The 24,737-nt window shown below is 67.7% G+C and carries 20 protein-coding genes, 1 tRNA gene and 1 pseudogene; 9 read left to right on the forward strand and 13 right to left on the reverse strand.

Annotated features, from left to right (window positions below; all coding sequences use genetic code 11):
• The first annotated feature begins 18 nt into the window (after positions 1-18).
• On the forward strand, positions 19-1,119 hold the full coding sequence (locus AB4Z10_RS21155) for an NADH:flavin oxidoreductase/NADH oxidase (protein ID WP_441472357.1): 1,101 nt from the start codon (positions 19-21) through the stop codon (positions 1,117-1,119).
• A gap of 130 nt (positions 1,120-1,249) precedes the next feature.
• Here the strand turns inward: AB4Z10_RS21155 and putA are convergent, their stop codons facing one another.
• On the reverse strand, positions 1,250-4,351 hold the full coding sequence (putA, locus tag AB4Z10_RS21160) for a bifunctional proline dehydrogenase/L-glutamate gamma-semialdehyde dehydrogenase PutA (RefSeq protein ID WP_441472358.1): 3,102 nt from the start codon (positions 4,349-4,351) through the stop codon (positions 1,250-1,252).
• A 126-nt stretch (positions 4,352-4,477) separates the two neighbouring features.
• Here putA and AB4Z10_RS21165 point away from each other — a divergent pair, with 126 nt between their 5' ends.
• The 3 genes from AB4Z10_RS21165 to AB4Z10_RS21175 all read left to right on the forward strand — a co-directional run bounded on the left by AB4Z10_RS21165 (position 4,478) and on the right by AB4Z10_RS21175 (position 7,819).
• The gene (locus tag AB4Z10_RS21165) at positions 4,478-4,936 is read left to right on the forward strand and encodes an Lrp/AsnC ligand binding domain-containing protein (protein WP_441472414.1); all 459 of its coding nucleotides are present in this window, start codon (positions 4,478-4,480) and stop codon (positions 4,934-4,936) included.
• Between the two features lie 178 nt (positions 4,937-5,114).
• On the forward strand, positions 5,115-6,104 hold the full coding sequence (locus AB4Z10_RS21170; protein ID WP_441472359.1) for an ABC transporter substrate-binding protein: 990 nt from the start codon (positions 5,115-5,117) through the stop codon (positions 6,102-6,104).
• A 98-nt stretch (positions 6,105-6,202) separates the two neighbouring features.
• Positions 6,203-7,819 (forward strand): acyl-CoA synthetase, encoded by a 1,617-nt coding sequence (locus tag AB4Z10_RS21175; protein ID WP_441472415.1) that lies wholly within the window; start codon positions 6,203-6,205, stop codon positions 7,817-7,819.
• 68 nt (positions 7,820-7,887) lie between these two features.
• Here AB4Z10_RS21175 and AB4Z10_RS21180 read toward each other — a convergent pair whose 3' ends face one another.
• The 4 genes from AB4Z10_RS21180 to AB4Z10_RS21195 form a co-directional block, all read right to left on the reverse strand.
• Positions 7,888-9,039, reverse strand: coding sequence for a GNAT family N-acetyltransferase (locus tag AB4Z10_RS21180; protein WP_441472360.1), 1,152 nt, complete (start codon positions 9,037-9,039; stop codon positions 7,888-7,890).
• Between the two features lie 168 nt (positions 9,040-9,207).
• On the reverse strand, positions 9,208-10,311 hold the full coding sequence (locus AB4Z10_RS21185) for a CobW family GTP-binding protein (RefSeq protein WP_441472416.1): 1,104 nt from the start codon (positions 10,309-10,311) through the stop codon (positions 9,208-9,210).
• Between the two features lie 117 nt (positions 10,312-10,428).
• On the reverse strand, positions 10,429-11,325 hold the full coding sequence (locus AB4Z10_RS21190; RefSeq protein WP_441472361.1) for a DMT family transporter: 897 nt from the start codon (positions 11,323-11,325) through the stop codon (positions 10,429-10,431).
• Positions 11,326-11,332: 7 nt separating this feature from the next.
• On the reverse strand, positions 11,333-12,910 hold the full coding sequence (locus AB4Z10_RS21195) for a D-alanyl-D-alanine carboxypeptidase family protein (RefSeq protein ID WP_441472362.1): 1,578 nt from the start codon (positions 12,908-12,910) through the stop codon (positions 11,333-11,335).
• 236 nt (positions 12,911-13,146) lie between these two features.
• Here AB4Z10_RS21195 and AB4Z10_RS21200 point away from each other — a divergent pair, with 236 nt between their 5' ends.
• The 3 genes from AB4Z10_RS21200 to AB4Z10_RS21210 all read left to right on the forward strand — a co-directional run bounded on the left by AB4Z10_RS21200 (position 13,147) and on the right by AB4Z10_RS21210 (position 16,752).
• Positions 13,147-14,052, forward strand: a complete 906-nt coding sequence (locus tag AB4Z10_RS21200; protein ID WP_441472363.1) for an EamA family transporter — start codon at positions 13,147-13,149, stop codon at positions 14,050-14,052.
• A 136-nt stretch (positions 14,053-14,188) separates the two neighbouring features.
• Positions 14,189-15,358: an acetyl-CoA acetyltransferase gene (locus tag AB4Z10_RS21205; protein ID WP_441472364.1), complete on the forward strand. Its 1,170-nt coding sequence runs from the start codon at positions 14,189-14,191 to the stop codon at positions 15,356-15,358.
• Positions 15,359-15,555: 197 nt separating this feature from the next.
• Complete coding sequence (locus tag AB4Z10_RS21210; protein ID WP_441472365.1) at positions 15,556-16,752, forward strand: MFS transporter; 1,197 nt, start codon at positions 15,556-15,558, stop codon at positions 16,750-16,752.
• A 4-nt stretch (positions 16,753-16,756) separates the two neighbouring features.
• Here AB4Z10_RS21210 and AB4Z10_RS21215 read toward each other — a convergent pair whose 3' ends face one another.
• Positions 16,757-17,020 (reverse strand): BolA family protein, encoded by a 264-nt coding sequence (locus AB4Z10_RS21215; protein WP_441472417.1) that lies wholly within the window; start codon positions 17,018-17,020, stop codon positions 16,757-16,759.
• Positions 17,021-17,124: 104 nt separating this feature from the next.
• Here AB4Z10_RS21215 and AB4Z10_RS21220 point away from each other — a divergent pair, with 104 nt between their 5' ends.
• On the forward strand, positions 17,125-17,742 hold the full coding sequence (locus AB4Z10_RS21220; protein WP_441472366.1) for a J domain-containing protein: 618 nt from the start codon (positions 17,125-17,127) through the stop codon (positions 17,740-17,742).
• Positions 17,743-17,752: 10 nt separating this feature from the next.
• Here the strand turns inward: AB4Z10_RS21220 and AB4Z10_RS21225 are convergent, their stop codons facing one another.
• The 5 genes and pseudogenes from AB4Z10_RS21225 to AB4Z10_RS21245 form a co-directional block, all read right to left on the reverse strand.
• A complete protein-coding gene (locus tag AB4Z10_RS21225; RefSeq protein ID WP_441472367.1) occupies positions 17,753-19,621 on the reverse strand; it encodes a methylmalonyl-CoA mutase family protein in 1,869 nt (622 codons plus the stop codon).
• A gap of 145 nt (positions 19,622-19,766) precedes the next feature.
• Positions 19,767-20,585: a cell wall hydrolase gene (locus AB4Z10_RS21230; protein ID WP_441472368.1), complete on the reverse strand. Its 819-nt coding sequence runs from the start codon at positions 20,583-20,585 to the stop codon at positions 19,767-19,769.
• Between the two features lie 349 nt (positions 20,586-20,934).
• Entirely contained in the window at positions 20,935-21,411 is a 477-nt protein-coding gene (locus tag AB4Z10_RS21235) for a DUF1178 family protein (RefSeq protein WP_441472369.1), read from the reverse strand.
• Positions 21,412-21,505: 94 nt separating this feature from the next.
• Positions 21,506-21,763 (reverse strand): glutaredoxin 3, encoded by a 258-nt coding sequence (gene grxC / locus AB4Z10_RS21240; protein WP_441472370.1) that lies wholly within the window; start codon positions 21,761-21,763, stop codon positions 21,506-21,508.
• A gap of 32 nt (positions 21,764-21,795) precedes the next feature.
• A pseudogene (locus tag AB4Z10_RS21245) lies at positions 21,796-22,570 on the reverse strand (ComF family protein).
• Between the two features lie 333 nt (positions 22,571-22,903).
• Here AB4Z10_RS21245 and AB4Z10_RS21250 point away from each other — a divergent pair.
• Positions 22,904-22,979: transfer RNA gene (locus AB4Z10_RS21250), tRNA-Glu, on the forward strand.
• Between the two features lie 281 nt (positions 22,980-23,260).
• Here AB4Z10_RS21250 and AB4Z10_RS21255 read toward each other — a convergent pair.
• Both AB4Z10_RS21255 and AB4Z10_RS21260 read right to left on the reverse strand, forming a co-directional pair.
• Positions 23,261-23,617: a hypothetical protein gene (locus AB4Z10_RS21255; protein WP_441472371.1), complete on the reverse strand. Its 357-nt coding sequence runs from the start codon at positions 23,615-23,617 to the stop codon at positions 23,261-23,263.
• A 12-nt stretch (positions 23,618-23,629) separates the two neighbouring features.
• Entirely contained in the window at positions 23,630-24,637 is a 1,008-nt protein-coding gene (locus AB4Z10_RS21260; protein WP_441472372.1) for a sugar-binding transcriptional regulator, read from the reverse strand.
• Positions 24,638-24,737 lie beyond the last annotated feature (100 nt).

Below are 24,737 nucleotides of genomic sequence, written 5' to 3' on the forward strand. Positions count from 1 at the left end.
ATAGTTTGGAGCCGCTCAATGCCCGGTCTGTTCGACCCCTTCAGCCTGAAGAACGTCACACTTCGCAACCGCATCGTGACCTCGCCAATGTGCCAGTATTCGGCGGATGAGGGCGTCGCCAATGAATGGCACCGCGCCCATCTCGCCGGTCTGGCGCGTGGCGGTGCCGGCCTCGTCGTCATCGAAGCGACCGGCGTATCGCCGGAGGGCCGGATCACGCCGGCCTGCCTCGGCCTGTGGAACGCCGGCCAGGCCGAGGCGCTGGCGCCGATTGTCGCCGAGATGCGCAAGGCCGGCGCCGTCACCGGCATTCAGATCGGCCATGCCGGCCGCAAGGCCAGCGCCAACCGCCCCTGGGAAGGCGACGACCATATCCCGGCGGACGACCCGCGCGGCTGGGAGACGATCGCGCCGTCGGCGATCGCCCAGGGCGGCGGTCTCTCGCGCGTGCCGCGCGCGATGACCGAGGTCGATATCGCGCGCGTTCGTGCCGATTTCGTTGCGGCGGCCGAGCGCGCCCGCGATATCGGCATCGAATGGCTGAAGCTGCATTTCGCCCATGGCTATCTCGCGCAGAGCTTCCTGTCGCGCCACGCCAACCGGCGCGACGACGCCTATGGCGGCAGCTTCGAGAACCGCAGCCGCTTCCTCATCGAGACGCTGGCCGCCGTGCGCAAGGTCTGGCCGGAGGATCGTCCACTGTCCGCCCGGCTCGGCGTGATCGAATATGACGGCCAGGACGAGGAGACGCTGGCCGAGGCGATCGAGCTGGTGAAGCGCCTGAAGGCCGAGGGGCTGGACTTCATCGATGTCAGCGTCGGCTTCTCCACCAACGAGGCGAAGATTCCGTGGGGGCCGGCCTTCCTGGCGCCGGTGGCCGAGCGGGTGCGCCGCGAGGCCGGCCTGCCGGCCTCGACGAGCTGGTACATCAGCCAGCCCGAGCAGGCCGATGCGCTGGTGCGCGAGGGCAAGGTCGATCTCGTAACGCTGGGCCGGCCGTTGCTGGCCGACCCGCACTGGCCCTACGCGGCGGCAAAGGTCCTGGGCGTCGAGGACGCCGCCTGGAAGACCCTGCCGGCGCCTTACGCCCACTGGCTGTCGCGCTACCGCGCGGCGTGAAGCAGAGCATTTTCGAGCGAAGTCGACACGGGTTCGCGTGAAGAAAATGCGATAGAACAAGAATCTTGGGCATTTCCACGTTTCGGAGAAGCGCGGAAATGCTCAAGGAGGGGCCGAATGGCCCCTCGCTTCACTCGCCCATCGCGATCAGGCTGGCATTGCCGCCGGCCGCCGCGGTGTTGATCGTCACCGTCTGCTCCGTGGCGAAGCGCGAGAGGTAGTGCGGGCCGCCGGCCTTCGGGCCGGTGCCCGACAGCCCATGGCCGCCGAAGGGCTGCACGCCGACCACCGCGCCGATGATGTTGCGGTTCACATAGATGTTGCCGGTCGAGAGGCGCTCCGCCACGCGCTCGACCGTCGTCTCGATGCGCGAGTGGACGCCGAGCGTCAGCCCGTAACCGGTGGCGTCGATCTCGTCGATCACCTTGTCGAGCTCGCCCGCCTTCCAGCGCACGACATGCAGGATCGGGCCGAAATGCTCGGCGGTGAGGTCGCTCACGCGGTCGAGCTTGATGACATGCGGCGCGATGAAGGTGCCGCCGAGATCGGGCGCCTGCCCGGACCAGGCGACGCGGCCCTGCTGGCGCATCGCGGCGACATGGGTGTCGAGGCGCTGCTTGGCGGCGGCGTCGATCACCGGGCCGATATGGATGTCGAGCTTGCGGGGATCGCCGAGTTTGAGCTCCTTGGTGGCGCCCTCGATCATCTCGATCATCTTGTCGGCGACATCGTCCTGCACCACGAGCAGGCGCAGCGCCGAGCAGCGCTGCCCGGCCGAGCGGAAGGCCGACATCACGACGTCGTCGCTGACCTGCTCGGGCAGGGCGGTGGCGTCGACGATCATGGCGTTGAGGCCGCCGGTCTCGGCGATCAGCGGCACGATCGGGCCGTCCTTGGCAGCGAGCGCCCGGTTGATGCCGCGCGCAGTGGCGGTCGAGCCGGTGAAGGCGACGCCGGCGACATCCTTATGCGCGACCAGTGCCGCACCGGCCTCGGTGCCGCCCGGCACGAGATGCAGCGCGCTGACCGGAACGCCGGCCTCGTGCAGGATCTTCACCGCGACGGTCGCGATGATCGGCGTCTGCGGCGCCGGCTTGGCGACGACGCTGTTGCCGGCGACGAGCGCGGCGACGACCTGGCCGGTGAAGATCGCAAGCGGGAAGTTCCAGGGCGCGATGCAGACGAAGGCGCCGCGTCCGCGCAGGATCAGCCGGTTCTCCTCGCCGGTCGGGCCGGGCAGCATCGTCGGGGTGGCGAACTGCTCCTCGGCCTGCGCGGCATAGTAGCGGCAGAAATCGACGGTCTCGCGCACCTCGGAAATGGCGTCGTCGATGGTCTTGCCGGCCTCGCACTGCAGCAGCGCGATCAGCAGGCCGCGGCGGGCCTCCATGATGTCGGCCGCCTTGCGCAGGGCCGCAGCGCGGATGCGGGCGGGCGTCTCGCTCCAGGCGCGGAAGCCGGCCTTCGCGGCCAGCAGGGCGCGCTCGGCCGTCGGCGCATCGGCTTCGGTGACCTTGCCGATCGGCTTGTTGTCGATCGGCGAGCGCACGTCGCGGGTCGCGCCCGGTTGCGGCTTGCCGTCGATGATCGGCGCGGCGTCCGGGAAGCTCTTCGCCGCCGCGATCTCCTTCACCAGCGCGTCGAGGCTGGCCTCATGGCCGAGCTCGGTGCCGGCCGAGTTCTTGCGCGACGGGCCATAGAGATCGGCCGGAAGCGGGATGCGGCGGTGACGCGCGGCACCCGGCGTGCCGATGATATCGGCCGGCGGTAGCAGGAGCTGCGAGACCGGAACGTCGGGGTCGCCGGAGGCGCTGACGAAGGAGGAGTTGGCGCCATTCTCGAGCAGGCGGCGGACGAGATAGGCGAGCAAATCCTGATGGCCGCCGACCGGCGCATAGGTGCGGCAGGCATAGCCTTCGTTCTCGCGCAGCAGCTTCTCGTAGAGCGCTTCGCCCATGCCGTGCAGGCGCTGGAACTCGAAGCCCTCGGCATCTCCGGCCATCTCCGCGACGGCCGCGACGGTGAGCGCATTATGCGTGGCGAATTGCGGGATGATGCGGGGCCTGAGCTTCAGGAGCTGCGCGGCGCAGGCCTCGTAGTTCAGATCCGTCATCGCCTTGCGGGTGAAGACGGGGTAGTCGGCCAGGCCGCGCTCCTGGGCGCGCTTCAACTCGGTGTCCCAATAGGCGCCCTTGACCAGCCGCACCATCATGCGCCGGTTATAGGTCTCCGCCAGCCGGCCGATATGGTCGATCACGGCCGAGGCGCGCTTCTGGTAGGCTTGGATGGCGAGGCCGAAACCGTCCCAGCCATCGAGCGACGGATCGGCGAAGATCGCGTCGATGACATCGAGCGAGAGTTCGAGCCGGTCGGCCTCCTCGGCATCGATGGTGAAGTTGAGGTCGTAGCCCTTGGCCTGGCGGGCGAGGTCGACGACCTTCGGCACGAGCTCGGAAAGCACGCGCTCGTGGTTGGTGGCGTCATAGCGCGGATGCAGCGCCGAGAGTTTGACCGAGATGCCGGGGCGATTGGGCAGCTTGTCGTTGCCGGCCGAGCGGCCGATGGCGTCGATCGCGGCAGCGTAGGAGGCGAAATAGCGGTCGGCATCGGCCTGAGTGCGCGCGCCTTCGCCGAGCATATCGAAGGAATAGCGGTAGAGTTTGCCGGTGCCGGAGCGGGCGCGCTTCAGCGCCTCCTCGATCGTCTGGCCGAGCACGAAATGGTTGCCCATGACGCGCATCGCCTGGCGGGTCGCGGTACGCACGGTCGGTACGCCCAGGCGCTTGGCGAGGCTGCTGACGATGCCCGTCGGCGTCTCGCCCGGCTGGATGACGCGGGCGGTGATTCCGAGTGCCCAGGCCGAAGCCGAGACCAGGAAGGCGTCTGACTTCGATTCGTGATGGGCGAAATCGCCCTGGCCGAGCTTGTCCTCGATCAGCCGGTCGGCGGTGGCGGCGTCCGGCACGCGCAGCAGCGCCTCCGCCAGCACCATCAGCGCGAGGCCCTCCTTGGTGGAGAGCGAATACTCGCGCAGCAATTCCTCGATGCCGCCAAGCCCGACCTTGCGGGTGCGGATCGCCTCGATCAGCCCGGTCGCACGCGCGTCGATCCGCGCCTTGGCCGCGGGGTCGCGGCGCGCGGCGGCAAGCAGCCGGCCGGCGATGGCACCATCATCCTCGGCGAAGGGTGCGCGGAAAGGCGGCATGGCGGTACGCGGGGCAGAGGCGGCCATGGAGGGCTCCGGAATGGATCAGGCTGGATTATCTGAAGGATGATGGATCATAGACCGCATATCAATTGGCATTTCCTCTCCCGTTCCAGTATAAATCTCAGTCAAATGGCGACTCAATAGAGATTTATCATGCTCGACAGGACGGACCGCCGTATCCTCGCTTTGCTGCAGGGCGATGGTCGCATCGCCGGCGTCGAGCTTGCGGAGAAGGTCGGGCTTTCTCCCACCGCCACGGGCGAGCGCCTGAAGCGGCTGACGCGCGACGGCTACATCACCGGCTATCGCGCCACGCTCGATCCGATGAAGCTCGGCCTGCATCTGCTCGTCTTCGTCGAGGTCTATCTCGACAAGACGACGCCCGACGCCTTCGAACGCTTCGCCGCAGCGGTGAAGCGGGCGCCCGAGGTTCTCGAATGYCACATGGTCGCGGGCGGCTTCGACTATCTGGTCAAGACGCGCGTCGCCGACATGAACGCCTATCGCCGCTTCCTCGGCGAGGTGCTGCTGGCGCTGCCGGCGGTGCGCGAGACGCGGACTTATGCAGTGATGGAGGAGGTCAAGACTGACGGTGCGCTGCCGTTGTGACGAAACCTCTGCCGCGTTGACGCCATTTCAACATCTTATGATGTCAAGAAGCGTGGACGATACGGAGATGCCGTATCGCGGTCAGCAAGGCGCCCGGAGGCCTGCCATGCCCATCGTTCCGCCCCCTCGTTCCCCAGTCCTGTGTCGGCGCGGGTTCGGGCAGCTGGCGGTCGGCGCTGTGGCTGCCTGTATCGCTGGCGGCGGCGCTGCCCGGGCGCAGGGCAATACCCCGATACGCTTCGCTCTGGACCGGCGTTTCGATGGGCTGGCGGCACCCTTCTTGGTCGCGCAGGACAAGGGCTATTTCGGCGCGGAAGGGCTCGATGTCACCATCGAGCCGGGCAGCGGCTCGCGTCCCATGCTGCAGCGACTGGCGACCGGCGCGCAGGATGCCGGCTTCGGCGACGTCAACGCGCTGATCCGCTTCCGCGACGAGAATCCGAGCGCCGATCTGACGGCGGTGATGATCATGCACGATCGGCCGGGCTTCGCACTCGTCGGCCGCAAGAGCCGGGGCATCACGGCTGAGCCGGTGAGCCTGGAGGGCCGCAAGCTGGGCACGGCGAGCACCGATGCCAGCTTTGCGCAGTGGCCGATCTTCAAGAGCCTGAACAAGATCGACGACAGCAAGATCAAGCTGGAGATCGTGGGTCTTCCGGTGCGGGAGCCGATGCTGGCCTCCGGGGAACTCGATGCCGCCTTTGGCTTCGGCGCGTCGACCTATGTTTCCCTCAAGGGGCGCGGCGTGCCGGCCGAAGATATCGTGCTGATGGACATGGCCGACCACGGCCTCGTGCTCTACGGCAGCGCGGTCATCGTGGCCGCCAAGTTCGCCGCCGGCAAGCCGGATGCGGTGCGCGGTCTGGTGCGCGCGGTCATGCACGGGGTCCGCGATACCGTCACGAACCCCGGCGCCAGCGCGCAACTGGTGGTTCGCCGCAACGAGGACGCTCAGCTCGAGATCGAGCGCGAGAAGCTCGGCATGGTCAACGAGCGGAACGTATTGACGCCCTATGTGCGGGCGCACGGCCTGGGCGGGATCGATGCCGAGCGCTGGTCGCGGGCGCTGGATCAGCTCACCCTGGCGGGAAGCTTCCGGGACAAGGCGCGCGCGGGCGATGCATTTTCGGAGGCATTCCTGCCGCCGGCCGGCGAACGCATGTTCTGAGCGCATCATGACGCACGGAAAGGCCGCGCCGGGGGGAGGTGACAGGGGCTGAGCGCCTGCCTATCGTGCCGCGCCTCCCACCGGACCTCTATCTCTTGATATTGCCAGCCCTGACCGACTACGCCGCATCGCGTGACGCTTTCCGCTGGCGCATTCCGGATCGCTACAACATCGCCGTCGACGTCTGCGACCGCTGGGCGGCGAGCGCGCCGGAGCGGTCCGCCATCATCGAGGTTTCGCAGGACTGGCGCGTGACGCCGGTCAGCTTCGGCTGGTTCCGCGAGCATTCCAACCGTCTCGCCAATGCCCTGCGCGCCCGCGGCGTCGGCCGTGGCGACCGGGTCGCGATCCTGCTGCCGCAGGGGCGGGAGGTGCTGACCGCCCATCTCGCCGCCTACAAGCTCGGCGCCATCGCCGTGCCGCTGGCGGCGCTGTTCGGTGTCGATGCGCTGGCCTACCGGCTGGAGGATTCCGGCGCGAAGGTCGTGATGACCAACGAAGCCGGCCTCGCCAAGCTCAGCCAGATCGCGCAGTCCCTGCCTGAACTCGCTTTGCGGGTTTCGACCGACGGGCCGGGGCGCGGCGCGGAGGGGTGGAACGATCTCCTCGCCGGGGGCAGCCCCGATTTCACGCCGGTCGAGACCACTCCGGACGATCCGGCGCTGATGATCTATACCTCCGGCACGACGGGCAATCCGAAGGGCGCGCTGCACGGCCACCGCGTTCTGCCCGGCCATTTGCCGGGCGTGCAGATGCCGCACGAATTCATGCCGCAGCCCGGCGACCTCGCCTGGACGCCGGCCGACTGGGCCTGGGCAGGCGGGTTGCTCAACATGCTGCTGCCGGCGCTGCATTTCGGCGTGGCGGTGGTCGCCCGGCCGGTGACGCGCTTCGAGCCGGACGAGGCCTATCGCCTGATCCAGGACCTCGGCATCCGCAACGCCTTCGTGCCGCCGACGGCGCTGAGGATGCTGCGCGGCGCCGGCAGTCCGCGTGGGCGTTACCAGCTGAATCTGCGCACGGTCGCGGCGGCCGGCGAGGCGCTCGGCTCCGAGACCCTGGCCTGGGGGCGCGAGGCGCTGGGTCTTACGATCAACGAGGCCTATGGCCAGACCGAATGCAATCTCGTGCTCGCCTCCAGCGCCGCCATCGGCGTGAGCCGGCCCGGCTCGATCGGCAAGGCGGTTCCAGGGCATGACGTCGCGATCATCCGGCCGGACGGCTCGATCTGCGCGCCGGGAGAGGAGGGGCAGATCGCCGTGCGCCGCCCCGACCCGGTGATGTTCCTCGAATATTGGCGCAACCCGGAGGCGACGGCGGCGAAGTTCGTCGGCGACTGGATGATCACCGGCGACGAGGGCGTGCAGGATGCCGATGGCTATGTCCGTTTCATCGGCCGCGACGACGATGTCATCACCTCTTCCGGCTATCGTATCGGGCCGGGCGAGATCGAGGATTGCCTGCTGAAGCATCCTGCGGTTTCGCTCGCTGCGGTGGTCGGGAAGCCCGACGTGCTGCGCACCGAGATCGTCAAGGCCTTCATCGTGCTGAAACCGGGTCGGGACGGCTCGCCGTCGCTGGTCTCCGAGCTTCAGAACTTCGTGCGCTCACGGCTCTCGGCACATGAATATCCGCGCGAGATCGCGTTTCGCGGCGAATTGCCCCTGACCACGACGGGCAAGATCATCCGCCGTGTGCTGCGGGCCGAGGCTTAGAGCCGGATCCGATCAGGTTGAGGCAACCTGATCGGCGAATCTGTCTCTCACTTCAAACCGCAGGCGCTTTACCGATCAGCTTGCGTCGCAGGCTGATCGGAACGGGTTCTGAACAGCGACTGGCCGATCCGGCGCTGGATGCGGGCTGCCAGATCGGCCGGAGTGCCGGCCCGTCGATGGCTGAGACGAAGCGTGCCGAAGCCGTCGCTCTCGGCTCCGAAGATCCGCAGGCCGCCGGCCAGCCTGATCTGTCGTGCGGGAGCCGCCTTGTTCATCATCGCCAGGAGCAGCGCCAGCGGCTCGGCCGGAGCCAGACTGTCGTCGCCGGCCGCCAGATAGAGCCAGTTCGTCGGAGCGCGGCCGAGCGTCAGTGCGGCCGCGATAGGCCTTTCGTCCAGCATCAGCAGCGCGATCCGGCAAAGTTTCTGCCGGCTGAGGCTGCGGGTCATGCTGCGCAGGAAGGCGGCCTCACGGATGTCCTGAAGGGTTGCGCGGCCTGTCTGCCCGCGCCGGCCCGAGGCTTCGAGCGCAAGGAGCATCTCGACGGCGTCGCGCCGGTCGGCGAGGGTCGACGGTTTCTCCAGGCGCAGCGTTCCCTGCGCCTCCAAAGCCGTCCGTGCCTCTGCGACGACGGCCATGTCCGCCAGCTGCGGACCAGGCATGCCGAGACCTTGCCAGTCCGCCACAAAGCCGTGCCGGCGGGCGATGCGGATGAGCGCCGCTGCGAACGGTCCGGCCGGATCGACGGCCGGGAAGGTCAGGCCGGCGGTCGGCCCCGCTTCCCGGCGCCAGGCGCGGAGCAGCGCCGACAGGGCCGGCGCCATGAAGGTGCTGTCGATCAGGGGCGTGCCGTTGAACAGGCGGGGATCGGCGAATTCGTCGAGAGCCTCGGCTGCGAACAAGCGCTGGCGTCGGCGGAACGGCACGAGGCCGATCAGCCGGCGCGGCTGCCGTTCGGCCTCGCCCTGCCAGAGGAGCATGAGCGCGACGTCGCGGAACGAGACGAGATGCTGGGCCGCCGTGAGCGCGAATCCGGGATCGAGAAAGGGGTTGGGCTCGATCGCGCGCGCTGCGAGATCTGCCCATTCCGCAGCGATCCCGTCACAGGAGGCGAGCGGACGGATTTCGCAGTGGACGGCAGTGCCGGGGTGCGATCGCCGGCCGGCGGGCACCATCGACGCCGTGCCGCCCATGCCAGCCAGGGCTATGAACTCGCTCATCCGGTCCCGCTCCCGATGTATCGTTCCGGTGCAAGGCTGTACCGGAATGGCGAGACACAGGCTTGTGCCTCGCCATGCAGGAGGGCGGGTTCAAGAAGCGGGCCGCAGCGGACGTGTCAGAACATTCTCGAGCGAGGTGGATACCGGTCCGCGTTAAGAAAATACGATCTAGGAGCGCGCAGTTCCGGCGCGCTCCGCCTGTTGACCGAGGAAGGCCGACCACAGGCGCTGAACGGTCTCCACGTCGACGTCCTTGACGATCAGGACAAGGCGAGAGCGCCGGTCGGCATCAGGCCAGGAGTCGAGCGTGACGGGCGGGTGCAGGATCTGCTGCACGGCGTGCACGAGCAGCGGACGCCCCGGCTGCTCGGCCACGTCGACCAGACCTTTCAGCCGTAGCAGGCGCGGCCCATGGAGCGAGCGCAGCAGGGTCCAGAACAGATCGAAAGTGCTTCGGGCGACAGGTCGGTCGGCCGTCAGCGCGAACGCACGGATTGCCTCGTCGTGACGATTGACGTCATGCGGATCCTCTCCGTGATGGTGATGCCCGTGCCCATGATCATGGTGGTGATGATGGCCGTGGCGGTGATCCGGAACTTCGGTTTCCGCCAGCCAGCGGCGTAGCGCCGCCGGGCGTCGCGCCAGATCGTAGAGGCCTGCACCGATCAGCGCGCTTGCCGCCGCATCCGGAAGGAGGATCTCGACACCCGGATTGAGAGCGGCGAGGCGTGCGCGCAGCGCATTGGCCGAGCCTGCGAGGTCGGTCTTGGTCAGGATAAGCCTGTCGGCGGCGACGACCTGCCGGCGCGCCTCCTCATGGGCATCGAGCGTCGCCATGCCGTTGACCGCGTCGACGAGTGTGACGACGCCGTCGAGCTGGAAGCGCATGGCGAGATACGGGTGGTTGATCAGCACGTTGAGGATGGGCGCCGGGTCCGCGAGGCCGGTCGTCTCGATGACCAGGCGCGAAAAGGCGCCGATCCGGCCATTGTCGCGCCGGCGCAGCAGATCCTCGAGCGTCACGATGAGGTCGTCCCGGATGGTGCAGCACAGGCAGCCGGATTCGAGGAGGATCATGTTCTCCTCGACGCCTTCCACCATCAGGTGGTCGAGCCCGACCTCGCCGAACTCGTTGACGAGCACAACGGTGTCCGCGAGCGCCGGGTCCTTCAGCAGCCGGTTGAGCAGCGTCGTCTTGCCGGCGCCGAGGAAGCCGGTGAGCAGCGTCAGCGGAATGGGAGCGGGGCGGGCGTTGGCGCCGGTCATGATCAGTCGTCCGGTCTCAGGGCATCGGACCGAAAGATGGAACCCACCCTCCGGGAAAATCCGATGCTTCGTCAAAGGGCTGGATCGCCACGATGCGTTTCGGGACGCAGGGCGCTCCAGCTTCTAGGCAGGCACCACGGCCCGCCTCGAATGTTCTACTATTACATTAATGACCAGCGCGACGATGACAAGGGCGCCGCCGGCATATTGCAGCGGACCGAGCCGCTCGGCGAGCACGATGGCGGCGATCGCCACAGCGAAGACCGGTTCGGCGCAGAAGGCAAGGCCGGCCGGCCCGGGCGCAATGCGGGCGAGCGCCAGGATCTGGAAGAGGAAGCCGATGATGTAGCCGCCATAGGTGACGGCGACGGCGATCGGCGCGAGCAGGAAGGTCTGCGGCGGCAGCAAGCCGCCGGTGATCAGCAGGATCGCCAGCGTCACCGGCAGGATGACGATATGCGACCAGAACAGCTTCGGCAGCGTCGCGACCTGGGCGCAGCGTGCGGCGGCGAAGAACTGCGCGGTGGCGCTGAGGCTGGCGATGAAGGCGAGGGCCAGCCCGCGCGGATCGAGCCCCTGCAGATCGGGGCCCACGACCAGCGCGACGCCGAGAAAGGCCAGGAGCGCGACAGCGAACCGGTCGACCCGGAATGGCGCTGGCGTGAACAGCGGCTCGGTCAGCACGATCAGGATCGGAAATGTGTAGAACACCACGGCCGCGACCGAGACGGGCACGAAGCTGACCGAGGAGAGATAGGCGGTGCCGACCAGCGCGGTCGCGAGACCGAAGAGCAGGACGGGCTGCCGTTCGTCGCGGGTGAGACTGAGGGAACTGCGCCAGGCCAGCGCCGCACCGCCGACCAGGATCAGCATCAGCAGGACGCGGTAGAAGACGAGCAACGGGCCGCTGAGGCCGGCCTGCCCGGCGATCTGCGCGCTGACGATATTGGTGCCGAAGGCGGCTGCCGAGGCAAAAGCCAGCAGCAAACCCTGGCGTGCGCTGGCCGGCCCCGCGTCCAATCAGGCCTCAGGCGTCGCTGGCGGGCTTGGCCTTCGCCTTGGCCGCGGGCTTGTCGGCCTGCGGCTTCGCGGCGGCCTGCGATGGCCGCGGCTTGGGCAATGCGCTCGTGCTGGCGGGCGCCTTGCCGGACTGGGGCTTGGCTGCCGGGGTCTTTGCTGGCTGGGGCTTGGCCGCCTGCGCCTTGGCGTTGCGGGGAGCGGGCTTGATGCCGGCGGCAGCGCCCGCACGCAGGCTCGCGGCATTCGCCGCACCGCGCTGGACCGCGCCCTGAAGCCGCAGCGGGCCGGCCTCGAACGCATCGGAGGACGGCTGGATCGGGGCGTCGGCCGGGGCGAAGGCCGTGGTGCCGCGCGGGATCGCGCCATTGCTCGACGCCGTGCGGCGGGGCGGCATGGCGAGTCCGGCGGTAACGGGTGCGCCCGGCTCGATCGTCGGGGCCGTGCCGCGCGCGACGCGCGACTCCGGCTGGGCCGTGGCGTTGGCGGCCAGCGGAGCAGCAGCGGAGCCCGCGGTGCGGCCGAAGGAGACCTGAATCGGCGCGACCTGCGCGCGCTGGCCGAGAACGATACGCCCGCGCGGCGAGCGTGTCGCGACCGGGCCTGCCGACTGGGTCGCGAAGGTGCCGAACCGGCCGCCATCGGAATCATTGCCGCCGGCGGCTGCGGACGCGGTGAGCGGACCGGAGATATCGGCATCGTCGGCCAGCGCCACGCCGCCGCCGCGATGGCGAACATCGTCGCAGATGTTGGGGGCGCGCGTGCCGCTGGGCGACATGGAAGCGACAGTGAGGCCTCCTCCACCCCAACGGCTGAAGCCGTCGTCGAGGAGCTGTGCGGCCTTGACGGTGCGCTCGACGCCGGAAACCGAGCCGAGCACCACGGCGATCAGGGTCTTGCCGCCGCGGCTGGCCGTCGCGACGACGTTGAAGCCCGAGGCGCAGGTGAACCCGGTCTTCATGCCTTCGATGCCGGCATAGCGGCCCACCAGGCCATTGGTGTTCTGCATCACCTGCTTGCCGAGCTGGACGGCCGAGGTGTTCCAGTAGTCCGAATACTGCGGGAAGTCGTGCATCAGCGCCATGGCGAGCACGGCGAGGTCACGCGCGCTGGTCTGCTGGTCGGGATGGTCCCAGCCATTGGGATTGACGAAATTGCTGTCCCGCATGCCGAGGCGCTGGGCCTCGGCATTCATCATGCCGACGAAGGTCGGGACATCGCCGCCGACGCCCTCGGCCACGACATAGGCGATGTCGTTGGCCGACTTCACCATCATGATGCGCAGCGCGTTGTCGAGCGTGATCTCCTGCCCGGGCCGGGCATAGACCTTCACGCGCGGCTGGCTGGCGGCGAGCTTCGAAACCGGGATCGCGGTCTCCAGTCCGAGGCGTCCTTCCCGCACGGCCTTCAGCGCGAGATAGATCGTCATCATCTTGGTGGTGGAGGCCGGCCGCCAGGCCTGCGTCGCGTTCTCGCTGGAGAGCACTGCACCGCTCGCGGCATCGACGACCAGACTCGCGCCGGCGAGGGCGGGGCCCGTTGCGACGAAGCTGAGGGCGAGGGCGGCGGCAAAGCGGGAGGGGGTCATCGGGCGGGCTTTGAACCTGTCTGGATGAAACTGGCGGGACGAAGAGGAGGCGGGCAGTCTGGACCAAGCGGGACGCGCAGCTTTCAACGCGACGCATGCGGCATTTTCGAGACGGCCGACGCAGTCGCCAGCCAGCAGATGCATACCTACCCTCTGCCGAGCGATTTGCCTAGACGGGGGCGTCGGTTCAAAAGCTGCAAGCAACCCTAGGCGCTCATTCTTTCCCGGAGTTTACCGTGGCTTTCGGCCTTCTCTGGATTCCGGCGACGATTCTCGCCTCGCTGCTGCAGACTGCCCGCAATCTGGCGCAACGCTCCCTCACCGATATCATCGGAGTCGTTGGTGCCACGCAGGTGCGCTTCCTCTTCGGCCTGCCTTTCGCGGTACTGTTCCTGATCCTGGCCTGCATTGGCCTCGAGCGCCTGCCGCCGGCCGTCGGCACGGCTTCGCTCGGCTATACGCTCTGGGGCGCGCTCGCACAGATCGCGGCGACGGCGCTGATGCTGGCGGCGATGCGGGAGCGCTCTTTCGCAGTGACGACCGCCTACACCAAGACCGAGCCGGTGCAGGTGGCGCTGTTCGGCGCGGCTCTGCTCGGCGATGCGCTGACGCCGCTGAAATTCCTCGCCATCGCGATCGCGACGGCCGGCGTGATCGTCGTGTCCTGGAAGCCCGGCGAGAAGCTGACCCGCGCCGGCCTGCGCCCGGCCGTGCTCGGCATCGTCTCGGGCGCCTTCTTCGCACTGTCGGCGATCGGCTTCCGTGGCGGCATCCAGGCACTGCCGGAGGGCGGCTTCCTGATCCGCGCCTCGACCATTCTCGTGCTCGGCCTCGGCCTGCAGACGCTGATCCTCACGGTCTACCTGCTCGCCGCCAATCGCGAGGCCCTGTTCCGGAGCCTCAAGAACTGGCGCCGCTCGCTCTCCGCCGGCTTCCTCGGAGCCGCCGCTTCGCAGTTCTGGTTCATCGGCTTCTCGCTGACCACGGCCGCCAATGTCCGCACCCTGGCGCTGATCGAGGTGCCGCTGGCGCAGATTGCCTCGCGCCGCCTCTTTTCCGAAGGCACCAGCTGGCGCGAGATGCTGGGCATGGCGATGATCGTCGGCGGCGTGGGGCTGCTGCTCTCGGTGGCATTGCAGTGAGTGTTGGGGGCGGCTAGTGCTGGAGGCAGAGCTAGCCAGCCGATCCGCGCACGGCGATCATGCAAGGATACGGGCTTGCCGGACGGCGCAAGGCTGCCAAGATAACGTGTAGCTACACATTATAGGGAGAACCGTCATGAGCGCTGCAATCGTCGGCTGGGCGCATACGCCGTTCGGCAAGCAGGATGCCGAAACCGTCGAAAGCCTGATCGTGCGGGTTGCGACCGACGCGCTGGTCGATGCCGGCATCACCGCCGACCAGGTCGATGAGATCGTGCTCGGCCACTACAACGCCGGCTTCTCGGCCCAGGACTTCACCGCCTCGCTGGTGCTTCAGGCCGATCCGGCCCTTCGCTTCAAGCCCGCGACCCGTGTCGAGAACGCCTGTGCCACCGGCTCCGCCGCCGTGCATCAGGGCGTGCGCGCGATCAAGACCGGTGCCGCCAAGATCGTCCTCGTCGTCGGCGTCGAGCAGATGACCAAGACGCCCGGTCCCGAGATCGGCAAGAACCTGCTGAAAGCCTCCTATCTGCCCGAGGAGGGTGAGACGCAGGGCGGCTTCGCCGGCGTCTTCGGCAAGATCGCCGCCGGTTATTTCCAGCGTCACGGCGACCAGTCCGACGCGCTCGCGATGATCGCGGCCAAGAACCACAAGAACGGCGTCGAGAACCCCTATGCGCAGATGCGCAAGGATCTCGGCTACGCCTTCTGCCGCGAGGAAAGCGAGAAGAACCCCTATGTCGCCGGGCCGCTGAAGCGCACCGACTGCTCGCTGGTCTCGGACGGCGCCGCTGCGCTCGTGCTGGCCGATGAGGAGACCGCGCTGCAACTGCGCCGTGCCGTCGGTTTCCGCGGCATGGCCCATGTCCAGGACTTCCTGCCGATGTCGAAGCGCGACATCCTGAAGTTCGAAGGCGGGGCGCTCGCCTGGCAGAAGGCACTGGCTCAGGCCGGCGTCACGCTGGACGACCTCTCCTTCGTCGAGACGCATGACTGCTTCACCATCGCCGAGCTGATCGAATACGAGGCGATGGGCCTGACCAAGGAAGGCGACGGCGCCCGCGCCATCAAGGAAGGCTGGACGCAGAAGGACGGGAAGCTGCCGGTCAACGTCTCCGGCGGTCTCAAGGCCAAGGGCCATCCGATCGGCGCGACCGGCGTCTCGATGCATGTGCTCTCGGCCATGCAGCTCACCGGCGAGGCGCCGGAAGGCATGCAGCTCAGCGATCCCCGCCTCGGCGGCATCTTCAACATGGGCGGGGCGGCAGTCGCGAACTACGTCTCCGTGCTCGAACGGATCAAGTGAGTCACCTCGGGCAGGTGCTTGTTCGGTCCGCCCGGAAGTTTGCGTCATCCCGGCCGTAGCGAAGCGAAGAGCCGGGATCCATGCCTGAACCTGCTTCGGCGGTGCTCGGGCATGGATACCGGGTCGAACCGGGGATGGCGTGTGGTTCCGGGCGAGCCGGGCGTCACCGGCTTAGCAGCCAAAGCGGATACCCCAACGTGACCGTCTTCATCGCGCTTCTGCCGGCCTATATCCTCTCGATCTTCTACCGCTCCTTCCTGAGCGTGATCGCCGGGCCGGTGATGGGCGATCTCGGCATCGGCCCGGCTGCCTTCGGCCAGCTCGGCGCCGCCTGGTTCATCGCCTTTGCGCTGGCGCAGTTCCCCGTCGGCTGGGCGCTCGACCGGGTCGGGCCGCGCCGGACAGTGGCGGTTGCGATGGCGATCGGCTCGGCGGGAGCCTTTCTGTTCGCCCAGGCGGGCGGCGCGATGTCGGCTGGCATTGCGATGGCGCTGATCGGAATAGGCTGCTCGCCGATCTTCATGTCGTCGCTCTTCCTTTTCGCCCGCACAGCCGCGCCTGCCCGCTTCGGGCTGCTGACCTCGCTGTTCATCGCGCTGGGCTCGCTCGGCAATATCGTCGGGGCCGGGCCGCTCGCCATCGCCGCGGCGCATTTCGGCTGGCGGGCGTCGATGATGGCGATGGCCGCGGCTTTCCTGGCCGCGACCGTTCTGGCCGTGATGCTCGTGCGTGACCCGCCGCCACGCCCGGCCTCGGCCGCGCCGGACGAAGGGCTGTTGCAGGGACTCGCCAGCATCCTGGCGCTCAGGCCGCTCTGGCTGCTCGCGCCGCTGACCATCACCGGCTACGCCATCGTCGCCACGGCGCGCGGGCTGTGGATTGCTCCCTTCATGACGCAGGTCCACGGCTTCGACGCCGTTTCGGCCGGCCATGCCGCGACGATCATGGCGGTGGCGATGATCGTCGGCGCCTTCATCTATGGCTGGCTGGAAAGCCGCACCGGCCGAGCCAAGGCGATCGTCGCCTGGGGAACGGTCGTGACCGCACTCGGTTTCGTCCTGCTGGCGCTGAGCGGGCAGAGTTCGCATCTGACGGCGGTGGCGCTGTTTTCGCTGATCGGCGCGGCAGGCTTCACCTATGCGATCCTGATGGCGCATGCGCGGCAGTTCTTCCCCGAGCATCTGATCGGGCGCGGCATGACCTTCGTGAACTTCCTCTTCATCGCCGGCGCCGCGGCGGTGCAGTCGGCCTCCGGCTGGTTCATCGCCGAGCAGCGCGCGGCCGGGCTCGATGCCGCCGCGACCTTCGCCAATCTGCACTGGGCCTTCGCCGTCCTGCTGCTGGTCTCGGTCGCGATCTACGCGCTCGCGCCGCCCAAGCCGGCAAAGGCATGAGTGCTCAGGCCTCGCCCGGCGCCTTCGCGGCGATGGCAAGCGCGTGGACACGGTCTTCCAGCTCCTGCGCCAGCGCCGCATTGACGAGGCGGTGGCGCTCGAGCCGGCTCTTGCCGGCGAAGGCCTCTGATACGATATTGACGCGGAAGTGAGTCTCGCCGCCCTCGCGCCAGCCGCCATGCCCCTGATGCTGGTGCGACTCGTCGATCACCTTCAATTCCTGTGGCGCAAAGGCCTCGGTCAGCTTTCGCGTGATTCTTTCAGCGATTGCGGTCAWGATCGTGCCACCGTTGCGATGATTGTCCTGTCGGTTCGGCGGTGCGCTGCATCGCACTTGCCGGCCCGAACCCTGCGTCTCATAAACCGTCGACGATGAACATCAACTCGCGCCTTTTCGACAGCATCAGGATCGGCTCTTCCGAGGCCGAAGCGACCGTGGACGGCGATGCGCCACGCTGTGACCATCCGGGCTGCGCGCGGGGCGGCGAGTTCCGTGCGCCGAAGGGGCGCGGCCGCGAGGGCCAGTTCTTCCTGTTCTGCATGGAGCATGTGAAGGCCTACAACGCGACCTACAACTACTTCGCCGGCATGGACGACGACGCGCTCGCTGCCTACCAGAAGCAGGAAGAGATCGGCCACCGGCCGACCTGGAAGCTCGGCGTCAACTCCAAGGCGGCGCGGATGTCGCAGCGCGGCCGTGCGGCGAACGGCGAGGCAGGCGCCGACATGAACGACGCCTTCAACCTCTTCGGCGCCCGCAACAAGCAGCAGGCCGCGCAACCGGAATCGCGCGTCGGCATCGTCGCGCGCAAGGCGCTCGATACGCTCGGCCTCGACGACACCGCTGATTCAGCCGCGATCAAGGCGCGTTACAAGGAGCTGGTGAAGCGCTTCCACCCGGATGCCAATGGCGGCGACCGTTCGCGCGAAGGCACGCTTCAGGAGATTCTGAAGGCCTATCAGCAGTTGAAGAGCGTGGGGATGGTTTGACCCCCTCGCGTCATGCCCGGGCTTGACCCGGGCGCACGTTCATGCCGGCAACGCGCAGGCGCGCCGTAACGTCGCGCACCAGCGGCAGATGCGAGCCGGAGAGGATCGAGAGCCCGATGATGTCGGCCTGCTGCTCCCTGGCCTCGCTGACGATCTCCTCCGGCGTCTGGCGGATGCCGCCATAGCTGACGCTCATCCCGGCGTCGCGGGCGCGCACGGCGATCTGCTCGGCGCCGTTCGAGTGCCCGTCGAGGCCGGGCTTGCCGACGAGGAAGCGCGGCGGGCGGCCGAGCCGCTCCGTCGCCTTCTCCACGGCCGCCTTCGCCGTGGCGAGGCCGGTGGCGTCGCCGAGCTTCGTGGTGTCGACGCCGGTCGGCGCACGGTACTCGCCGAAGATCTCGCGCAGGGTCTGCGCCCATTCGCCGGTCGTGACGCCGGCCTTGGCGCAGGCGATCGAGGCCGGCATGACGTTGCGGCCCTCCCGTGCGCTCGCCGCAAGCTCGGTCAGCGCCGTCTCGGCAGCCTTGGCATCGCGCGCCGAGCGCCAGGCCTTGAGCCGGGCAACCGCCTCGCTCTCGACCGAATCCGGCACGGTGACGACGGCGCTGTCGCCGGCCGAGAGCGGGGAAGGCTCGCTGTTGGTGAACTTGTTGACGCCGACGACGACCTGCTCGCCGCGCTCGATCGCCTCGATGCGACGGGCGCCGTTCTCCACCAGCGCCTGCTTCATATAGCCGGTCTCGACGGCGGCGAGCGCGCCGCCCATGTCGTCGATCTTGGCGAGTTCCTCCAGCGCCGCTTCCTTGAGTTCGCGGACCTTGGCGTCGATCGCGGTCGAACCATCGAAGATGTCGCCGAATTCCAGCAGATCGGTCTCATAGGCCAGAACCTGCTGCATGCGCAGCGACCATTGCTGGTCGAAGGGGCGGGGCAGGCCGAGCGCCTCGTTCCAGGCGGGCAGCTGCACGGCCCGCGCGCGCGCCTTCTTCGACAGCGTCACGGCGAGCATCTCGATCAGAATGCGGTAGACGTTGTTCTCCGGCTGCGGCTCGGTCAGCCCCAGCGAATTGACCTGCACGCCATAGCGGAACCTCCGCATCGCCTCGTCGGCGACGCCGTAGCGGCCAAGCGTGATCTCGTCCCAGAGCTCGACGAAAGCCCGCATCTTGCAGAGCTCGGTGACGAAGCGCATCCCCGCATTCACGAAGAAGGAGATGCGCCCGACGGTGCCGGGGAACTCCTCCGCCGAGACCTCGGGCCGGGCGCGGATGGAATCGAGCAGGGCGATGGCCGTCGCCAGCGCGAATGACAACTCCTGCACCGGCGAGGCGCCGGCCTCCTGCAGATGGTAGGAGCAGACATTCGTCGGGTTCCACTTCGGCAGCTCGCTGGCAGTGAAGACGACGATGTCGGTGGTGAGCTGCATCGAGGGGCGCGGCGGGAAGACATAGGTGCCGCGCGAGAGATACTCTTTCACCAGGTCGTTCTGCGTCGTGCCCTGCAGCAGCTTGCGGTCGGCCCCCTGCTCGTCGGCGACGGCGATGTAGAGCGAGAGCAGCCAGGCGGCCGTCGCGTTGATCGTCATCGATGTGTTCATCTGCGCCAGCGGGATCTGGTCGAACAGCGCCCGCATGTCGCCGAGATGGCTCACGGGCACGCCGACCTTGCCGACCTCGCCACGCGCCAGCACGTGGTCCGGATCGTAGCCCGTCTGCGTCGGCAGGTCGAAGGCCACGGAAAGGCCGGTCTGGCCCTTGGCGAGATTGGTCCGGTAGAGCCGGTTGGATTCAGCCGCGTCGGAATGGCCCGCATAGGTGCGGAAGATCCAGGGCTTGTCGCGTTGGCCCGTCTGGTGGCCGCCAAGCTTGGTCGCGGTCATGGCGTCTCCCCGTATTGCAGAGCAATCTGAATGTTGCACTGCGGCGAAGATAACGCCAGAGCCTCGACGATGTCCTCTTCGACGTTAGGCGGACGCAATCCGGGCGTCGGTACGGGCGCGCGCAGGGCTGCGCTGGTCCCGATGCCTATCGCGAGGAAAGGCTGCCCCTGATCTCGGAATCCGGCAGCAGCGCCAGGCGATTGTCGGCCTTGGGAGGCACGACGAAGGCGCGGATGGAGGCTTTCGGCAGATCGAGATCGAGCGGCCGGCCCGGCGGCAGCGGCGCGTTCTTGACGAGCATGACAGCCGGTGTCTGGAACGTAACGAGCTTGGGTGCCGCCGTCTCGGGAGCGAAGGCAAGCGGCGCCGATGCGAAGGACGTGGAGACCGTCGAGGAAGAGGTCGCGAGGGGTGCGGAGGTCGACGCCGATGCGAGCTGGATCGTCGGCTCCTCGATACGCCTGCGCTCGGGGCGCTCGCCCTTGAGATAGAAGGCGTTGCCGCCGGCCACGGTCACGTAACGCATGTTGGCGTAGCCGAAGCGCATGCCAGCCATATGGAAGTGCTTGGCCGATCCGACCGACTCGTTCCGGCGGCCGTTGAGGATGTCTTCCGCGATCGCCTCGATCTTCGGCAGGGTTTTTTCCGGCATCGGGCGCGTCAGGACGCCGGACGCGAATTGGCGGGGTGCCCCGACCACGCCGCAGATGGTCTCAGGGTAGCGCGCCGATTCGACCCGGTTCATCACCACCGTCCCGACGCCGAGCAGGCCGGCTTCGCTCGACCGGTTCGATTCGAAATACATCGCGCGGACGAGGCATTCCTTCTCGCGCGGATCGGCCTTGGCCAGAGCGACGGCGCGCTTGCGCGCGGCGGTCGGCTCCTTCGTCGCCGGCGCAGAGACCGCGGCGGTCTCGACCGGCGACATGCTGCAGGCGCCCAGCGCCGGCGCGAGGAGAGCCATCAGAATCGGGATAGATCCACGTCCGCCGTACCGGAAAACCCCGTCGGAACGGAGACCATGCGCAGCGATCGCGGCCCGCTTCATGCGGCAACCTCCTGAGTTCGGGATCATGGGCAGCCGGGGGGCGCACCGGGATCACCGGCAAAGAAACCCGAAACACTTAACAGAAAGTTAATCCGGGAAGGAAGGGCCGAGGCGCGCAAAGCTTCCGCCGACGGATGTCTCCTTCCGCCGGCCCTTGATTTAACGCTTTGCCATAGAACGCAAAACCGGGCGTCCCGGGTCCCGAATTTTTATTCGTGGCGCGCTTGTGGCGGGAACGAGGCGCGTGTCGCGCCGGCTGGAGGCTTCAGTTCCGCGTGCCGGGCAAGCGCGGCAGCGGCAGGAAGTCGACGCCCTCCTCATGCAGCGCGCGGGCGTCTTCGGCCGTCGCCTCGCCATAGATGGCGCGGGATTCCGCCTCGCCATGATGGATCTTCAGCGCCTCGTCGGCGAAGCGCTCTCCGACATGCTCGGCATTCTCATGCACATGCTGGTGCAGCGCCGTCAGCATCTCGCGGAAAGCCTTCTCCTTGTCGCTCATCAGCGCGACCGGGGCCGGCGGCGCGGCCGCGGGCGCAGAAGCTTCCGGTGCAGGCTCGGCCGCGCGTGCGTCGAGATCGGTGCGCGCGACACTGGGCGCCATGATCGCGCGCTCGACCTTGGTGCTGTTGCAGATCGGGCAGCTGACGAAGCCGCGCTTCGCCTGGTCCTCGAACCCGGCCGAGGATGGGAACCAGCTGTCGAATTCGTGGCCGTTGTCGCAGATGAGGGTGTAGCGGATCATGTCATCTTAGATGGTGGCGTCGCGCCACCAAGGCAAATGGGCACGCAAGGGGCGTCGCAGGCTGGGCTTGGCAGGGCCGTCGAGGCCCTGTGCTTCAGGCCGCGAGCAGCTTGTCGAGTTCGCCGCGGGCATCGAGCGCGTGGATGTCGTCGGAGCCGCCGACATGGCGCTCGCCGATGAAAATCTGCGGCACCGAAGTGCGCCCGCCGGCCCGGGCAGTCATTGCCTGCCGCAGTTCCGGCTGGCCGTCGACATCGATCTCCGAGAAGGCGACGCCCTTTCGGGTCAGCAGGGTCTTGGCCGCCTTGCAATAGGGGCACCAGGAGGTGGTGTAGATCGTGACCGGCGGCATTGGCTGAGGACTCTCGATAAGATGCTGAGCCCTCATGTAGTGCCTTCCCGGCCATCCGTCACGACCCGCGCGAAGGTCAGGATGTCGACTTCGCGGGCGCCGGCCCGCAACAATGCCCGGGCTGCGGCATTGGCGGTCGCGCCTGTGGTCAGCACGTCGTCGATGAGGAGGACGCGCCGGCCCTCGACCTGCGGGCGCATCCCGGCCGGCACCCTGAACGCGCCCTGCAGGTTGTCGGCGCGCTGCGCGCGGGTGAGCCCGACCTGCTGGCGCGTGCGCTTGACGCGGGCGAGCAGCTCTGGCGCGAGCGGAAGCTTCCCCTGGCGCGCGACGATGCCGGCCAGCGTGGCTGCCTGGTTGAAGCGCCGGTTCCAGAGTCGCGTGCGGTGGAGCGGGATGCGCGACGATCTCGGCCTCGCCGAGGAGCTCGCGGCCTGCCTGCGCCATCATGCGCCCGAGTGTCAGGGACAATTCGATGCGGTCGCCATATTTCAGGCGATGCACCAGTTCGCGCGCCGCACCGTCGAAGCGGCAGACGGCGCGGGCCCGCGTGAAGACCGGCGGGTCGGCGATCGCGGTCGGTGAAAGCAGGCCGGGACCGAGATCGACGGCGAAGGGCGTGCCGAGCCGCTCGCAATAGGGCCGCTCGATGAAGCCGATGCTGCCCCAGCAGGCCGCGCAGAGCGCCTGCGCCTCGCCGGTCGCGGCCTGGCAGGCGATGCAGACCGGAGGATACACGATCGAGATGAGGCCACGGAGCCCGGCCCGAAAGGCCAGGCGGCTGCGCTGGAGCGCGGCGAAGGGCAGGTGTCGTCGCTGCTCGCTCCCGTCCACCGAAACGCTCCCCCAAGCTCCTCCGGGGCAGTCTTCAGCTTCATCGGCAGGCTTGCAAGACCTGTCTGGCCGCTTCCCGCGCGGCCCGCGCCGTCTTTTCGTCGGTGCAGCGCGTCGGTCGCGCCGGCAACCGAGCGGGATGTTCCGATCGTCTCCACCTTGGCCACAATCCGCATGGAAAGGTCCGGATTATCGCCGCGGCTGTCGAACCCGCCGGGCAGGCTCAATGATTTTTGTCGGGACAGCTGCAAAAAAGCAGTTGCGGCGCCGCGGTGCTCCGACTACAGAACGCCCACGACCGGCGCTGCTCCCTTCGTCTAGCGGTCTAGGACGTCGCCCTCTCACGGCGAAAACAGGGGTTCGAGTCCCCTAGGGAGCGCCACAGCCAAGTCGCTGAATTTTTTCCGGTCAGCCCTATCATGCCGACGTCCTCTAGGAATCGCGCAGGGCTGATTCAGATGCCGTCATTTTTTGATCGGCCAGCCCTTCGGCAGGGTCCAACCTTTCGTTGTCCTCGTCGTTGCCGGCACGACATCTCGCGAACCGTTCTCTCGATAACGGAAGGGAGCTGCAGCAAGCTGCCGCTGCACCTTGCCGTGCTCGTCCTTGGGTTTGCGTATCCAAATTTCTATCGGATACGCGCTTCAATCCCAAGTATCTTCTCTATGGGAGCTGCTGGTTTTCGAAAAAGCCATCCAACGGTATTTGCGTCGTCTTCTCGAAATCATCCATCGCGTCGAGGAGACGCTGGCGATAGTTCAGCAGGGCCAGCAGGAGCTGCGCCGCATCCCTTGAAAGCCCGTATCGCGCCCAGCTTTCGGCTGTCCGCTGTTCCAGGCCAATCCGATCTCCGAACGCTTCGACCGTTTCAAAGCCCAGGCCGCGAACAACCTCGAGCAGCTCCTCCGGTGTCATGCGCGGCTTGACGACATGAGAATGCACGCGCTCCAGAACGAGGCGGATATCGGACGGCCGAAACTGGAGGGAATTTCGCGCGAATTGCTCGAAATTGGTTGCCATATCGTGTACTCCCTATGCCTGAATTCGCTCTTTGGCGGTATTGCTCGCCGTGCTCTTGGCCAGAAGCGCTTCTGCGGCGCTCTCATCGGTGATGAGGACCTTGGCATTGCTGGCCCGCAGAGCCGCGCGAATCGCTTCCTGCTTGTCGGCGCCGCCCGCCGCGATGGCCACTAGGCCGATCCCCCTGAGATCGGCAGGGCTCACCGCCATGACCCGCCGGTTAACGGGGTGATCGACCAACTGCCCCTCGGCATCGATGAAATGGCAGACAAGGTCGCCGACCGCTCCGGCCGCTTTCAGAGATGCCAGGTCCGATTGCGGCAACAGGCCCTCGCGAAACAGCGTCGACCCGGCAGCGACATCGCCAACGCTGACCAATGCGATATCGGCCGCTTTGGCCCGGTCGCGCAATTCGCGCAATGTCGGCTCGCGCCACAGTGCTTCCCGCAATTCGGCATCTGACACGAAGACCGGTGCGGTGAGCTGAAAGCAATCGGCCCCGAAAAGATCGGCGACGCGCCGCGCCACCGCTGAAGGATTGATGCTGCGGGAATGGGTCAGCCCGCCGAGCAGGGACACCACTGACATCGCCTCGATCTGACGGGGTTGAATGCCGCGGAGCGCTTGGCTCAGTGTTCGTCCCCAGCCCACGGCGAGCGACATGCCGTCGACAATCCGGTCTGAAAGCCAAAGACCAGCAGCGTAGCCAACGAGAGAGGACACGCTCGCCGGGTCGCGTGCCGCAGGTACGACGACTGCCTCCTGGAGCCCGAGCGCGGTCACCAATCCGCGTTCCAACGCGGCTTGCCGGGCCGAGCGCGCGTCGATTCTGATCTTGACGATACCGTCGTTTCGGGCCGCGGCCAGCATCCTGATGACCTTGACCCGGCTCAGGCCCAGCGCTTCGGCGATCTGCTCCTGGGTCAAGCCCTCGACATAATACAGCCAGGCAGCGCGGACCTTGGTTTCCGCGACCGGTCCTTCGCCCTGAGCAGATCCCCCGTCGAATGCGTCTTGCACTGCTAATCCGCCATACCGTCCACCGCGCCCACACAGCATCGCAGCATCGGCGCATCAAAGGCAACTGCCCCGAACATAAGTGCTCTTGACAGAATAGATG

Origin of the sequence: Allobosea sp. RAF48 (assembly GCF_052114025.1) — a bacterium.
Taxonomy (GTDB): Bacteria; Pseudomonadota; Alphaproteobacteria; order Rhizobiales; family Beijerinckiaceae; genus Allobosea.